14 protein-coding genes and 1 pseudogene are annotated in these 13,009 nt (G+C 61.4%); 9 read left to right on the plus strand and 6 right to left on the minus strand.

Features of this window, described 5'->3' with window-relative positions; all coding sequences use genetic code 11:
- Positions 1 to 892 precede the first annotated feature (892 nt).
- The 3 genes and pseudogenes from NKH52_RS27190 to NKH52_RS27200 form a co-directional block, all read left to right on the plus strand.
- On the plus strand, positions 893 to 1,315 hold the full coding sequence (locus tag NKH52_RS27190; protein ID WP_127291340.1) for a DUF983 domain-containing protein: 423 nt from the start codon (positions 893 to 895) through the stop codon (positions 1,313 to 1,315).
- Between the two features lie 397 nt (positions 1,316 to 1,712).
- A complete protein-coding gene (locus tag NKH52_RS27195) occupies positions 1,713 to 2,096 on the plus strand; it encodes a hypothetical protein (RefSeq protein ID WP_127291343.1) in 384 nt (127 codons plus the stop codon).
- A gap of 272 nt (positions 2,097 to 2,368) precedes the next feature.
- Positions 2,369 to 2,628, plus strand: a pseudogene (locus NKH52_RS27200) (helix-turn-helix domain-containing protein); the annotation flags it as partial.
- Positions 2,629 to 2,848: 220 nt separating this feature from the next.
- On the opposite strand, the gene NKH52_RS27205 reads toward NKH52_RS27200, so the two are convergent.
- Positions 2,849 to 3,076 carry a hypothetical protein gene (locus NKH52_RS27205; RefSeq protein ID WP_023812103.1) on the minus strand — a complete coding sequence of 76 codons (228 nt, stop codon included), beginning with the start codon at positions 3,074 to 3,076 and terminating at the stop codon, positions 2,849 to 2,851.
- An 859-nt stretch (positions 3,077 to 3,935) separates the two neighbouring features.
- Between NKH52_RS27205 and NKH52_RS27210 the strand changes: the two genes are divergently transcribed.
- Complete coding sequence (locus tag NKH52_RS27210) at positions 3,936 to 4,235, plus strand: DUF1236 domain-containing protein (RefSeq protein WP_013531386.1); 300 nt, start codon at positions 3,936 to 3,938, stop codon at positions 4,233 to 4,235.
- A 202-nt stretch (positions 4,236 to 4,437) separates the two neighbouring features.
- Here the strand turns inward: NKH52_RS27210 and NKH52_RS27215 are convergent, their stop codons facing one another.
- From NKH52_RS27215 to NKH52_RS27225, 3 genes are all read right to left on the minus strand, one after another.
- Positions 4,438 to 4,665, minus strand: coding sequence for a hypothetical protein (locus NKH52_RS27215; RefSeq protein ID WP_352735456.1), 228 nt, complete (start codon positions 4,663 to 4,665; stop codon positions 4,438 to 4,440).
- A gap of 12 nt (positions 4,666 to 4,677) precedes the next feature.
- On the minus strand, positions 4,678 to 5,247 hold the full coding sequence (locus tag NKH52_RS27220; protein ID WP_352735457.1) for a DUF2569 family protein: 570 nt from the start codon (positions 5,245 to 5,247) through the stop codon (positions 4,678 to 4,680).
- Between the two features lie 126 nt (positions 5,248 to 5,373).
- Positions 5,374 to 5,988 (minus strand): TetR/AcrR family transcriptional regulator, encoded by a 615-nt coding sequence (locus NKH52_RS27225; protein ID WP_352735458.1) that lies wholly within the window; start codon positions 5,986 to 5,988, stop codon positions 5,374 to 5,376.
- 91 nt (positions 5,989 to 6,079) lie between these two features.
- Here NKH52_RS27225 and NKH52_RS27230 point away from each other — a divergent pair, with 91 nt between their 5' ends.
- The 5 genes from NKH52_RS27230 to NKH52_RS27250 are packed head-to-tail and all read left to right on the plus strand — an operon-like array spanning position 6,080 to position 10,698.
- Positions 6,080 to 7,171, plus strand: coding sequence for a polyamine ABC transporter substrate-binding protein (locus NKH52_RS27230; protein ID WP_352735459.1), 1,092 nt, complete (start codon positions 6,080 to 6,082; stop codon positions 7,169 to 7,171).
- Positions 7,172 to 7,184: 13 nt separating this feature from the next.
- Positions 7,185 to 8,093, plus strand: a complete 909-nt coding sequence (locus NKH52_RS27235; protein ID WP_352735460.1) for an ABC transporter permease — start codon at positions 7,185 to 7,187, stop codon at positions 8,091 to 8,093.
- Between the two features lies 1 nt (position 8,094).
- Positions 8,095 to 8,877 (plus strand): ABC transporter permease, encoded by a 783-nt coding sequence (locus NKH52_RS27240; protein ID WP_352735461.1) that lies wholly within the window; start codon positions 8,095 to 8,097, stop codon positions 8,875 to 8,877.
- The gene (locus NKH52_RS27245; RefSeq protein WP_352735462.1) at positions 8,874 to 9,938 is read left to right on the plus strand and encodes an ABC transporter ATP-binding protein; all 1,065 of its coding nucleotides are present in this window, start codon (positions 8,874 to 8,876) and stop codon (positions 9,936 to 9,938) included. Before NKH52_RS27240 ends, NKH52_RS27245 begins: the two co-directional genes overlap by 4 nt.
- 1 nt (position 9,939) lies before the next feature.
- Positions 9,940 to 10,698 (plus strand): MBL fold metallo-hydrolase, encoded by a 759-nt coding sequence (locus tag NKH52_RS27250; RefSeq protein ID WP_352735463.1) that lies wholly within the window; start codon positions 9,940 to 9,942, stop codon positions 10,696 to 10,698.
- Positions 10,699 to 10,704: 6 nt separating this feature from the next.
- Here NKH52_RS27250 and NKH52_RS27255 read toward each other — a convergent pair whose 3' ends face one another.
- Both NKH52_RS27255 and NKH52_RS27260 read right to left on the minus strand, forming a co-directional pair.
- A complete protein-coding gene (locus tag NKH52_RS27255) occupies positions 10,705 to 11,406 on the minus strand; it encodes a TetR/AcrR family transcriptional regulator (RefSeq protein ID WP_352735464.1) in 702 nt (233 codons plus the stop codon).
- Between the two features lie 140 nt (positions 11,407 to 11,546).
- Positions 11,547 to 12,974, minus strand: a complete 1,428-nt coding sequence (locus NKH52_RS27260; protein WP_352735465.1) for an amidase — start codon at positions 12,972 to 12,974, stop codon at positions 11,547 to 11,549.
- Positions 12,975 to 13,009: the final 35 nt, after the last annotated feature.

Here is a 13,009-nt window from a genome sequence, read left to right on the forward strand (position 1 = left end):
AAATCCTCGGCACCGTCACGTCAACCGAATGCCGAAATTACTTCACAGAGGCAGGCTATGCCCAACCTAAATTCATCCCGCTCTAAATCATCGGGCAGCCCTCATGTCCCTTCATTGGTAAGCGGTCTCGGCCGCACAATGTTCAAATCAAACTTGGTTGGCAGGTCGGGTCTCGTATTGTGAATGGCGGTGGTCGTCATTCGATGGACGGGCGGGATGATTACCATCCGGACGTTTCGTTCAGGCCAGAGCGGCTTTCCGAAGATCAGGAACGCGACTGCTATCAGGACGGCGACCAACCCCGCTGCAAATGCGTTCGCAATGATCTGGCCAAGCTGCATGCGCTCTCCGTGAATGATTACCCGCCACGCCAAGCGAGCCGTGGCGGGTAATCAACGAACCGGCGATGAAGGGACGATGATCGACGGCCACGTTCCCAATGTCGAAAAGGCTGTGTTGTTTCAGGGGTCAGACCTTTGCGCCTCGGCATCGGGCTTTAGTCGGACCCAAACAAGGCCTTCGCGGTTGCGTCATTGGCAGAGGGTTGGCGTAGCAGCGTCAACGCGAGGCCCGTCACTGATCAGCAATGACGGGCCCAGCCTCGAGACCACTTGGCGGGGGGCTAAGCCAAGCTAGCAACCAAACTTCATTTTCAGAACCAGGTTCCCTTGACCTGCAAAAATCGGAGTTTCAGTGGGGCCGCCCCCACTTCCGGGCAGAGGCGGACCGGCCGAGGCTTGGGTGCCTCGACCGGCAGCGGGCACGCTGCCGCTTTTTCCAACCCGCATTGGCAGCTCGTCGAGCTCCCGCCTCCTGTCCTGGACGACATCGCGCTAAGGGCGCCCATCCACAGCGGACCGGAACTATTGCCGAGTCCGCCGCGTTGCCGGTCATGACTGACTACAACGAAACCACAAACCCGATCCTGACCGGTTTCAAGGGCCAGTGCCCACGATGTCAGCAGGGACACCTGTTCGCAGGTTACCTGAAGCTTGCTCCACGTTGTGATGTCTGCGGGCTCGATTTTTCCTTTGCCGACCCGGCTGATGGGCCTGCATTTTTCTCAATGTCGATAGTTGCATTCCCGGCCCTTGCCTTTGCTCTTTGGCTTCAGTTGCGGTTCGAGCCACCTTTCTGGATACACATTCTCACAAGCCTGCCCCTGACCATCGGGGCATGCATATTGTTGCTTCGACCGCTTAAAGGCTGGCTCGTGTGCTCTCAATATTTCCACAAGGCAGCAGAAGGTTCGATTGACCGAGATTGGCATGCCGCTGAGGCCGACCGCCAAAGGTTGGAGCCGCACGGCAAATAGATGAGGCATTGGCCCCTGCCGCGTGATATCAATCACTCGCCCCGCAGCACGCGCCAGATATCGGCCCAATAGGCTGTGACATGCGAGGCCGGCGCCGCCGCAGCCATGCCAGTGACGCCCCAGGCCCCATGCCCATCAACTTCCAACGGGTGACCTCGGCAGTTACAGCTTCACGCCCGTAATATCCCGTTGAGCTTGGTAAAGCGGATATCATGAGCGAGCGCGAATGCACGTCTTGCTTGAACAGCTTGCTCACGTCCGAATGCTCGTTAGAGACGCCGCCGCGATCCGCGCCCATCTGCGCCGGGCCCTTGCGTATCAAACCGTACGTTGAATCCTTCTTGGGTCACGCGTGAGAAGAGAGTAAATAAATCCTTGCGAGGAAAGGGAGGCCGCGATGGTTGAAACGCATATGGAAGTCGCACGCGCGGCTATAGAAACCAGCTTTCGGTTGCGGCACCATTCCCTGGCCGGAACTGCCTCATTTCGCCGTGATATGGATCACTCCCGGCGCGCAATCGAGGCCTCGCGCGAACTGCTCAAGCGCCTCCGCCAACGTCACCGCGATGACATGGCCCGAGGTTGGGAAGATCCGGACCCGACTCCTGCTTCCGTCTCCGCCTTCGATGCTGATATTCTTCGCTCTGCATTTCGAGCCCTGGTCAGGGATATGAGCGTGCCTGAATGTCAATGGCGCGATTTGGCAGAGAGCCTGGTCCGCGAATATGTCGGGTGCGAGCAGATCGATGTTGGCTTGTTGGATTGGATCACCCACAAGTAGTCACCAACGCAAAACAGCCCGTCCCGCCCACATTGCCGGTGACACGAAACGGGCTGCAGAAGCCGGCATGCGGTGCTTCCTGCAATCCAACTTTGTGCGCGCACGGTTGTTCCGTCAGCTTCTGCTGAAAAGCGGGTACATTCTGCTGCCGTGGCCATTCGACAGTCGCTGGTAGAGTAGACCCGCCGCTCCATTTGCGAAGCGACGGGCTCTCGCCCACCCCATACCTGTCAGAGCAATTTAGATGCCAAACTTTTTGACCCGTTATGGGGCAGCGTTTGGCGCGATGGTTCTAATGTGTGACGATCGGGTCCACGGCGAACGCCTTGCGGTCACCCATGAGTTTCTCGCCGTCATGCTTGGAGCAAGACGGCCAGGGGTTACAGTTGGGCTGCAAGTGCTGGAAGGACGTGGTCTCATCTATTCTCGACGTGGCGAAGTGCATATCAGGGACCGTAGCGGCCTTGCGGGCCGCGCAAATGGCACCTACGGCAAGCCAGAAGCCGATTACGTTCGGCTATTTGGATTATAGCGCCCCCTAAGCATGCCGGACGTAGACCACTACAATAGAGTGCTTCCAGACACCTGCGCCCCGCGCCAGCAAAACAGCCCGTCCCCCCAATTGCCGATGACACGAAACGGGCTGGGAGCCGCGATGCGATGCTTCCTGAAATCCAACTTTGGACGCGCACGGATGTTGCGTTAGCTTCTGCTGAAATGACGGGGTGCCGCGATACCGAAACAGTCGTCGCTCATATCCCGTGGGTCAGTACAAGGTAAATCGCGGGGACCAACATCAACCAGCCGCCCATTCCAAGAACCACCAAAATGGCCATGCGCTCTGTTCGCCTGACAAGGTCGGCGATGTTTTCCTCTTCCGGCAAGGAGACTGCTTCCACAAACCAGGGCGCATGATCATCGTTGTCATTCCCCGGTTGGTTTGCGCTGCCACTCTCATTCGATCTTTGGAGCAATGTCATTGTATCGTTCACCAAAAGGAATCTAACCGGCCCGTTCTCGGCGCGTGAGCCGGAACGGGCCAAGGCGGAAAACTAGTTAAAATCGAAGGACGACCGAAGGACCACGTCGGCGATAGCACCGGACGCGACGGCGGCCATGCCGCCAGTAACTGCGGCAGACCCGTCTCCAGCCCCGCCGGCGGCGGTGGGGACGGTGGTGCCAGTCCCGATGGTAGACTTGCTGCACTTCTGCCTGTGCATCTTCGTCAAAGGCCTCTGTTTGTGGCGTCTCAAGTTCATCGAGGATGCCGCGCCCGGCTCCTGGAACACCCGCCATTGCGTCAGTTGGCCGGACAGCGCTTGCAAGGGCCGCTGCCCCGGCAACACCAAACATTGCAGTCAAGAAGGATCGCCGATCCATAATAAACCTCCCAAGGTGCATGAGCCAAGAAGGCGCCTAGGCTGCCGAATGAGCAGGCTCAGCGCATGGTGAAATACAGGACCCGCAGCCGCCGAAGCGGCTCACGGGTCCTATCAGCGCAGGAAGGGACGTAGCTGCGCCGATCCACGCCATATCAGCCAAGGACTATTCCCATCACCAGGAAGGTGATGGCTGTTGCGAAAATCGGTGCGAGCAACCATCGCGCCTGGCCGACACTTTTTTCCACTGTCTCTCTCCGAATTTTGAGAGACAACAACCTTTAGGCCTAAGCCGTTCCGCCTACTCCCAACGGGTAAGACCATTGCGTTTTCCAATCAGACTTTGGTCTTGCGCGGATTCAGACAGAAGCCCGTATGAGGAACGTTTGGCCTGGCGACGTGTTCGGTGGCTGGCGCGCAGCCGATCGTGCTGCCGCTAGGTTACAAGAGGAGAAAAACAATGAGGATGCACCTAAGCAGCGCCGCTGCGGCGCTGTTGCTGTTGGCCAGCGTCGGCGCGGTTGCGGCACAGGATGTGGTTATCACACCGGAACAGGACACCGTCGTGCGCGAATACGTGAAGAAGCAACCCTTGGCTTCTGTGAAGCTTCCAGGGGTGGAGTTGAATGTCGGCACGGCTCTGCCAGACACGGTCGAACTCCACGAGGTTCCCAACGTCAAATACCGCTATACTGTGGTCGACAACCGAACGGTTTTGGTGGACCCGAGCACACGCAAGATTGTGAAAGTCTACGACTGAACCATCGAACCGACACGCCCGCCGGCAGGGATGGCGGCGGGTTGAGCTCGTCAAATCGCCCCTGAATCGGACAAATAAAAAATGAGCCCTGAAGTCGAGACGTTGCAAGCCCTTGTGGCGCGCCTGGCTGATCTTCAGGCGAGAGCGCGGGCAGCACGTATAAACGAGGCCGCAATAAAGACCTCCCAAAAGCTCGCAGCCGTCACGGAGGACGGTTGCGGTCGGCCGGCTCGGGATCTGGCCGCTCAAGGTTCGACGACGACATAGTGGTGCGCGAGGTCACACCAACCCCCACAAGAATCCGGTTCTGCCTGCCGATCACCGCGCGCAGTTCGGGTTCTCCCCCCTCGCGCTTCACGGATTCGATGAACATCATGTTCATGTTGTTGAACATCCGTTCGCCGAGCCCGTGATGCTCCAAATATTCCAAGTTTGCTGTCTTTTATGACACGCTCGCGACCTGGGTGGATGCCCCAACCCCGGTGAACGTGTTCCGGACCCTGACGGACTTGTAGACGTAGGCGACCCAGAGCCCTGTCAGCACAAACGAGACTATCGGGGCCACCAGCGCATCGCCTGCGAGCACCAGGCTCACCGGAACGCCCAGAACTGACGCAACCCAGATCGTGTCCAGGATGAAAACGACAGGGATCGCCAGCCACTGGAGCAGAAACAATTGCGGAAAGCGGTGGCTTCGCCGCAGCATCGAAACGAGCACAACCAGCTGAAGCGCCAGAAATGCCAGATTGAGAGCAAGTTCGCCATACACCGCCAGAGGGCCATTCGGGAGCGTCATGAGTTGCTGGTAGCCGTCGGCCGAATTGGCGAAGTCGGCAAGCGTGCGCAGCGGTGACAATGCCTGGCCGATCGCCAGCAGCATCAACCATCCGCCGATGCCTACAAGAGCCGCAGGATTCTGTGACGGCTTCGTGGCTGATCGAACAGCAAAGAAAACAGGCACGCCGATCAACAGCAGCACGATCGCCCAATGCCAGATGGAAAACGCCCCCATTTACCCCTCCCCCTATTAATGCCCCTCTAAGTTGTATCAGATTTCAAATTCAACTCAAGAGGCGAGCCTTCGTGTGAAATGGCAACTTGCCGAACCGACGATTTCTCCTGTCTATTCCTGACTCCCTCACACCCCGATCGCCGCTACCAGTATCCGGTTCTGCCGGCGTATCGCCGAGCGCAGTTCCGGTATTCTCGCCGCCTCGCGCTTCACGAACTCGATGAACATCATGTTCATATTGTTGAAGATCAGTTCGCCGAGCGCCGCCCCGTCTATGTCTTGGCGCACCAGGCTTAGTGCTTGCAGCCGTGCAATCAGGGCGCGGATTTGCTCGGTCAGCGCCCGGTCGAGCGCGGTGTAGGCCTGGCCGAATGGGCTGTCGGGCAGTTGCGTCGAGATCGCCATCGCCTGCCGCCACATCTCCTTGCTGAGATAGTGCAGCGAGTGCTCGATATAGATGCCGATCAGCGTGTCCAGCGCATCGCCGACATTGGCCGGCGGCCGGGCGACGACGCCCTGACCGGCATTCAGCACCTCGTTGACCTCCAGCGAGACGATGGCGCCGAGGATGTCGCCCTTGTTTTCATAGTAATTGTAGATGGTGCCGACCGAGACCTCGGCCTGGGCGGCGATCGCCTCGATCTTGGCGCCTTCGTAGCCGGCCTCGCGAAACAATTCCGCGGCCGCCTCGATGATGCGTCGGTGCCGGTCTGCCTTTTGCCTTGCCCGCAATCCGCTCATGTCAGCCTCTTGCCATAAAAACAGAATTGACTCAATTTTAGAATTGGTTCAATTTTTTGCAAGAAGCCACAAAGGCAAGGGAGAACACTCGATGTCCGCTAAACCTACATCCAGGAATCCGCTTTCCGTTCTGAAGAGCCATCTGCATGCGGCGTGCGCCGCCACGGCGCTGCTGCTTGGAGCCGGCAGCGCTGCCCAGGCCGCCGACCTCAACGCGCTGATCTGGTGCGATCATGCCGATCCGGCCTTGCTGCAGCCGTTCGAGGAGGCCAATGGCGTCAAGGTGAACGTCAAGGAATTCGAGGGCACCGGCGCTGGGCTGGCCATCGTCGAACAGTCGCAGCCCGGCGACTGGGACGTGATGGTGATCGACAGCATCGACGTGCCGCGCGGCGTCGAAAAGGGCCTGTTCGAGCCATTGCCCGAAGACAAGCTGCCGCTGGCCGACCTGTTTGCGCAGGTGAAGATGGACGGCTCCACCGTCGTCGGCGGCAAACGCTACGGCATCACCGAAAAGTTCGGCTACAACACGATCGGCTACAACAAGACCAAGGTCGATCCGGCCGACATGCAGTCGATGGCAGCACTCACCGGCGACAAGTACAAGGGCAAGGTCGCCATCTACGACTACTATCTGCCGGTCATCGGCATGGCCGCACTCGCCATCGGCAAGAAGACGGCCGAGCTCACCGAAGCCGACCTGCCCGCCCTCAAGGACGAGCTCTTGAAGATGAAGGCCAATGCCAAACTGGTCGGCGAAGTGACCGCCAGTCAGACGGCGCTGGCGACCGGCGAGGTCGACATACTGGTCGGCGGCGGCGAATGGGTGACGGCGGGCCTGGCCAAGGAAAACCCGGCGCTCGACTTCTCCATCCCCAAGGAGGGTGCGGTGCTGTGGTCGCAGTCGCTGGCCATGTTCAAGGATTCCAAGAACAAGGACATGGCGCTGAAGTTCATCCAGTACATTATGAGCCCGGAAGGCCAGGCGCGCCTTGCCACCTCGTCCTGCTACTGGGGCATGCCGGCCAACACCAAGGCAGCGCTGACCGACGACCAGAAGAAGGTTTTGCGCTTCGACGAGCAGCCGGGCTTCCTTGCCCGCGCCCAGGCCTATCCGGCGCCGAACGCCGATCTCGACAAGAAGATGCAGGATATGTGGACCGAAATGCTGCAGGCCAAATGAGCCGATACCGCTCATGAGCACCTCGGCAAAGGACGGAAACGCCCTACCCCGGGCGGGCCGTGCTCTGCCCCGGGCGAGTTCTACTCTGCCCCGGGCGGGTCATGCCCTGCCCTGGGCGCTGGTCACGCCGGCGCTCGGCTGGACGCTGCTGTTCTTCGTGCTGCCCTTCATCGCCATGGGGCTTTCCAGCCTGACGGCGCATGAGGGCGGCGGCTTCACGGCGTCCAATTACAGCCAGTTCTTCACCAACCCCTCCTACTGGCGGGCGATGGTGAACTCGCTGCAGGTGACCGTGATCGTCACGGTGATTTCGGTGCTGCTCGCCTATCCCTTTGCCTGGATCCTCGCCGAACAGGTCCCGGAGCGCTGGCAGCGGCTGGCACTGATGCTGGCCGTGCTGCCGTTCTGGACCTCCTATGTCGTGCGCTCCTACTCGTGGCTGCTGGTGCTGGCGCAGAATGGCGTCGTCAACCGGGCGCTGACCGGCTCGGGCCTGTTCAGCGAGCCGCTGCAGCTCGCCAACACCCGTTTCGCCACCGTCACCGGCTTCGTGCATTTCTTCGTCATGTTGTTGACGCTGACCATCTTCGCCAATCTCAAGCAGCTCAGTCCGAGCTACCGCAAGGCCGCCGCCGATCTCGGCGCCGGGCCGGTGCGCACCTTCCTGCATGTCGTGCTGCCGCTGACCTTGCCTGGCATCATGGTTGGCGCCTTCCTCACCTTCGTGCTGTGCATCGGCGACTACATCACACCGCAGATCCTGGGCGGCAACAACGAGCTGCTGATGCCGCAGCTGGTGATGATGCAGATCGGCCGGCGCGGCGATTTCCCGCTGGCCTCGGCGCTGTCGATCATCCTGATGGCGGTCGTCACGATCGCCTATCTCGCCTGTGCCCGCTGGCTGAAGATCGAGCGGGCCTGAGATGCGCAGGATTGTCCGCATCGCCTCCTGGCTCTACGCGATCGCCGTCTACGGCTTCATCTTCCTGCCGGTGGTGGTGCTGGTGCTGTTTTCGCTGCAGGCGACGTCGTTTCCGATCCCGCCCTTCACCGGCCCGTCGCTGCGCTGGTACGACGCGGTGCTCTCCGACGTCAGGCTGACCTCGGCGCTGGTCAATTCGCTGCTGGTGGCGTCCATCTCGTCGCTCGCCGCCGCCACGCTCGGCTTCCTCTCCGCTTGGGGCTTTGCCCGTTTCGTCCTGCCGGGCTCCGGCCTGTTGCGCGGGCTGATCACGCTGCCGCTGACGGTCAGCTATCTCATCATCGGCATGGGGCTGCTGGTGCTGTTCAACTGGGCCGGTGTACCGAAATCCTTGCTTGCCGCTGGCATCGGCCATGTCGTGATCAACCTGCCGCTGTGCTTCGCCATCATCTACAGCCAGATGGGCGATCACCAGATCAACATCGAACGCGCCGCGCGCGACCTCGGCGCGCCGGAATGGAAGGTGCTGCTGTTGATCACCGTGCCGGTCATGGCGCCTGCCATCTTCGCCAGCTTCTTCCTGTCGATGACCTTCTCCTGGGACGAGTTCGTGATCTCCTTCCTGCTCACCCGCTTCGACACCACGCTGCCGGTCGAAATCTGGAACCTCTTGCGTTCCGGCCTCAACCCGAAGACCAACGCCGTCGGCTCGCTGGTTTTCGCCGTTTCCATCGTGCTGGTCGTGCTGTTCGAATTGACATTGCTGCGCAGGAGAAAGGCATGACTGCGCCTTTGGTCGATATTCGCTCCGTCTCGCATCGCTTCGGCCAGCATACGGTGCTGAAGGACGTTTCGCTGCAGATCGAGCCCGGCAGCTACACGATCCTGCTTGGGCCCTCAGGCTCCGGCAAGACGACGCTGCTGTCCATCCTGGGCGGCTTCGTCACCCCCAGCGAAGGCAAGGTGTTCATCCGTGGCGAGGACTGCACTTCGGTACCGCCGGCCAAGCGCCCGACGACGACGGTGTTCCAGGACTATGCGCTGTTTCCGCATATGAGTGTCGGCAGCAATGTCGGCTTCGGCCTGCGCATGCAGGGTGTCGACGGCACGACGCGGGCGGCAAAGGCGCGCGAGGCGCTGGCGCTGGTCGGATTGGCCGCCGCCTTCGACAAGAAGCCGCATCAGCTCTCCGGCGGCCAGCGGCAGCGCGTGGCTCTGGCGCGGGCGCTGGTGATCGAGCCGGCGGTGCTTCTGCTCGACGAGCCGCTCGGCGCGCTCGATCTCAAATTACGCCGGCAGATGCAGGACGAGTTGAAAGCAATCCAGAAGCGCGTCGGCACCGCCTTCATCCACGTCACCCACGACCAGGAAGAAGCGATGGCGCTGGCCGACCATTGCGTGGTGATGAATGACGGGCGCATCGAGGACGAAGGTCCGCCCGAGCGCGTCTATGCACGGCCGGCGACGCGCTTTTCCGCCACCTTCATGGGCGAAAGCACGATCCTCCCCGGCACGGTCACGGAGGCGAAGGAAAGGACAAGCACCGTCGCCACGCCCGTCGGGCCGATCTCGCTGCCCGGCGCCTTGCCGGTGGGTTCCGCCGTTGCGCTGGCCATACGGCCGGAACATCTTGCCCTCGGCGCGGCCGCTGGCAATGTAAAGCTCGGCACGGCCGAGGTGAGCGACGTCGTCTTCCAGGGCAGCTTCAAGCGCGTGCTTGCCGTCTCCGTCGAAGACCCCTCGCTTCACTTCATCGCCAGGCTGCCCGCGACAGCCACCGCCCGGCCGGGCGACACAGTTGCCGTTTCGTGCGATACCGACCAGATCATTCTGCTGACGGATTGAAATGGGCACGCTCGCGGTCATCGAGGCACCAGACTGGTACGAGACCATCCGCATGAGCGATGGCGTGACCTTGATCCACGAGCCATGGATAAAACCGTTCTTCCGCTGCAACATGTGGCATGTGCGCGGTCGCGACCGCGACCTTCTCTTCGACACCGGCCTCGGCCATTTCAGCCTCCGGCGTCACGTGCCGCTGGTGAGCGAGCGCAAGCTGATTTGCGTCGCCAGCCACACGCATTTCGACCATATCGGCTGCCACCACGAATTTCCCGACCGCTGCGTGCACGCGGCCGAGGCCGACATCCTCGCCGATCCGCGCAACGAATGGACCGCCGCTGGCACCTATGCGACCGACGAGATGTTCGATCGCATGCCGCAAGGCTGGGACACGGCGCGCTACGGCATTTTGCCCGCACCCGCCGGCCGTTTGCTCAACCATGGCGATATCGTCGATCTCGGCGACCGGGCCTTCGAGGTGATCCACACGCCCGGCCATTCGCCCGGCGGCATCGCGCTCTACGAAAACAGGACGGGCATCCTGTTATCCGGCGACATCATTTATGACGGCCCGCTGATCGACGACGTCTACCACTCGGAAATATCGGACTACATGGCCACACTCCTTCGCCTGCGCGACCTCGATGTCTCGGTCGTGCATGGCGGCCATTTCCCCAGCTTCGGCAAGGTGCGCTACCGCCAGCTTGTCGACGAGTATCTGGAACAGAAGCGGCAGGCCGGCTGCCATCTGCGGCAGCCCTGAAAGCGGTTAGCGCATCAGTTCGAAATGCCGCGGGAACGCCTGATGCAGCAGGAGCAGCATGGTCTTGCGCAGCACGTTGGTATCCCGGCTGGATGGATTGAGATGATCCCAATACCACGCGCCATGAACCAGATAATTCAGGCTCTCCGACAGGGTGTCGATGTCGACGCCGGTATAACCGCCGCTGCGCGAAATCTCGATCAGCAGCTCGCGCGCCTCGGCGGTGTAGGCGAGATCGCTCGGCAGGCCGATCTCGTTGTAGATCTGCATGCTTTTGCGGTCGCTGGAGAACACGACAAAGACCGAAACCCATTTCGGGTGCTGGCGGGCGAAACGTTGCGCGCAATCGACCGCGCCCAGGGCCCGCTCAACCGGCGACAGGCCGGGCGCCCGCACCAACGTCACCCACAGCTCGTCATATCGATCGCTGAGATACTGCAGGACGGCCCGGAACAGGTTCTCCTTGCTGCGAAAATGGAAGACGACCAAGGCATTGGACGAGCCGACATGTCCGGCGATGCGCTGCATGGTGACGCTTGCCAGCCCCTCCTCCGCGATGAGCTCGATGGTGGCGTCGATGATCCGCTGCACGCTGGCTTCGCCGCGTTCACGCCGACGGTCCTTGGGCGGCGCGGCATCGTTTGCCGCACTTCCATTCTTCGCCATTGCGCCTTTGCGTTTTGCCGCCGCAGCCTTTTGTTGCGCCATCTTCGTCCAGTTCCTTTCGGACCTTCTGGCGGCGATCACCGGCGCCGCCACGGACCCGTCTATTCGAGATGTCCGGCGTCGGCTCGCCACAACCGAGACCGCGGATCAACCACCATCGCGGCAAAAGCCGCAGCGCCCTGTTATAGCGACGGACGCGTTTCGGCGTTTGTGTACCACTGCCCCTTGGCCGTCTCATAGGCCATGGCCGCGCGGAAAACATCGGCATCGCAATAGGTGCGGCCGACGATCTGGATGCCTGTCGGCACGCCGCTTGCCGCCCGGCCCGAAGGGATGGACAGAACCGGACAACGGCTCATCATGTTGAACGGCGTCGTCATCACCCATCCCAATGACGGGTTCACCTGCTTGCCGTTGATCTCGACCGTACCCGTGGTCTGATCGAACTCCGCCGGCACGGAGGGAAGCGCGTTGGTCGGGCAGACCAGCACATCATAGGTCTCCAGCAACGGCCCCAGCGTCTGGTACATCCTGGCCGCCACGTCCAGGGTTCCGACAAAGTCCGTCGCCTTCGACCTTTGCCCGTCCTCGGCGAACTGCCTGGCGTAGCTCGTCATATCCTTGCCGTGCTCCTTGAGCAGCTGCGACAGCGATGCGCCGAACAGATGCTCGAGATAGGCCATGCCCGCCTTCAGCACGTCGTCGCCCCAGCCCAGATCGACTTCCTCGACCGTGGCGCCGAGCGAGCGGAACACATCGCAGGCGGCAAGCGTGTTCTTGCGCACGTCCGGGTCGACTTCGAAAGAACCGAGGTCCATCGAGAACGCAATCTTCCAGCCCTTGATCGGCTTGTAGTCGAGCGGCAGCCGCAGTTTTGGGCGCAGCGTGGCGATGTCGAGCGGGCTTGGTCCAGCCATCACATTCTGCAGCAGGATCGCATCCCCGACGTTTCGCGCCAGCGGTCCAGTGTGGCAATAAAAATCGAGGTTGAAGGGCGGCTCGTCCGGATTGCGCCCGTAAGGCGGCTTGAAGCCGACGAGACCGCAGGCCGACGCGGGAATGCGGATCGATCCGGCAATGTCCGAGCCGGTGGCGATCGACGACGTGCCGGACGCCAGCGTCGCCGCCGCACCGCCCGACGAACCGCCGGGCGTGAAATCCGGGTTCCACGGATTGCGCGTCACGCCCCAGCGTTTCGACCAGGTGTAGCCGGCGCAGCTGAATTCAGGCGTCGCTGTGCGGGCATGGACAATGCCTCCGGCCTTGATGATGCGCTCGTTCATCGTCGAGGTATGGCCACCGATGGCATCCCCGGACAGCAGCGAGCCGTGCGAGGTCGGCTTGCCCTTGATGTAGCTCTCGTCCTTGATGCCGATCGGCAGCCCCTCGAGCGCCCCGGTCCGGGCGCCCCTGGCGTATTTCGCCTCGGCCTTCCCAGCCAGGTCCATCGCCTCGTCGAAATGCGTGAAGGTGAAGCAATTGATCGTCGCCTTGGTTACCTCTGCGCGGCGGATGGTGGCCTGCATCAGTTCGACAGGCGAAAGCTTCTTCGCCTTGAACAGCCGCAGCGCCTCGCCGGCCGGCATGTAGCAAAGGTCGAGATCGGTCATGGGAAGTCTCCTGCGATCTGCGCATCGCGTTTGGC

This window comes from Mesorhizobium sp. M1066 (assembly GCF_040318635.1).
Lineage (GTDB): Bacteria > Pseudomonadota > Alphaproteobacteria > Rhizobiales > Rhizobiaceae > Mesorhizobium.

Bases quoted from the DNA above. Each gene is read 5' to 3' on its own strand.
- NKH52_RS27190 (WP_127291340.1), top strand. From the start codon at position 893: ATGACTGACTACAACGAAACCACAAACCCGATCCTGACCGGTTTCAAG.
- NKH52_RS27195 (WP_127291343.1), top strand. From the start codon at position 1,713: ATGGTTGAAACGCATATGGAAGTCGCACGCGCGGCTATAGAAACCAGC.
- NKH52_RS27205 (WP_023812103.1), bottom strand. From the start codon at position 3,076: ATGACATTGCTCCAAAGATCGAATGAGAGTGGCAGCGCAAACCAACCG.
- NKH52_RS27210 (WP_013531386.1), top strand. From the start codon at position 3,936: ATGAGGATGCACCTAAGCAGCGCCGCTGCGGCGCTGTTGCTGTTGGCC.
- NKH52_RS27220 (WP_352735457.1), bottom strand. From the start codon at position 5,247: ATGGGGGCGTTTTCCATCTGGCATTGGGCGATCGTGCTGCTGTTGATC.
- NKH52_RS27225 (WP_352735458.1), bottom strand. From the start codon at position 5,988: ATGAGCGGATTGCGGGCAAGGCAAAAGGCAGACCGGCACCGACGCATC.
- NKH52_RS27230 (WP_352735459.1), top strand. From the start codon at position 6,080: ATGTCCGCTAAACCTACATCCAGGAATCCGCTTTCCGTTCTGAAGAGC.
- NKH52_RS27235 (WP_352735460.1), top strand. From the start codon at position 7,185: ATGAGCACCTCGGCAAAGGACGGAAACGCCCTACCCCGGGCGGGCCGT.
- NKH52_RS27240 (WP_352735461.1), top strand. From the start codon at position 8,095: ATGCGCAGGATTGTCCGCATCGCCTCCTGGCTCTACGCGATCGCCGTC.
- NKH52_RS27245 (WP_352735462.1), top strand. From the start codon at position 8,874: ATGACTGCGCCTTTGGTCGATATTCGCTCCGTCTCGCATCGCTTCGGC.
- NKH52_RS27250 (WP_352735463.1), top strand. From the start codon at position 9,940: ATGGGCACGCTCGCGGTCATCGAGGCACCAGACTGGTACGAGACCATC.
- NKH52_RS27255 (WP_352735464.1), bottom strand. From the start codon at position 11,406: ATGGCGCAACAAAAGGCTGCGGCGGCAAAACGCAAAGGCGCAATGGCG.
- NKH52_RS27260 (WP_352735465.1), bottom strand. From the start codon at position 12,974: ATGACCGATCTCGACCTTTGCTACATGCCGGCCGGCGAGGCGCTGCGG.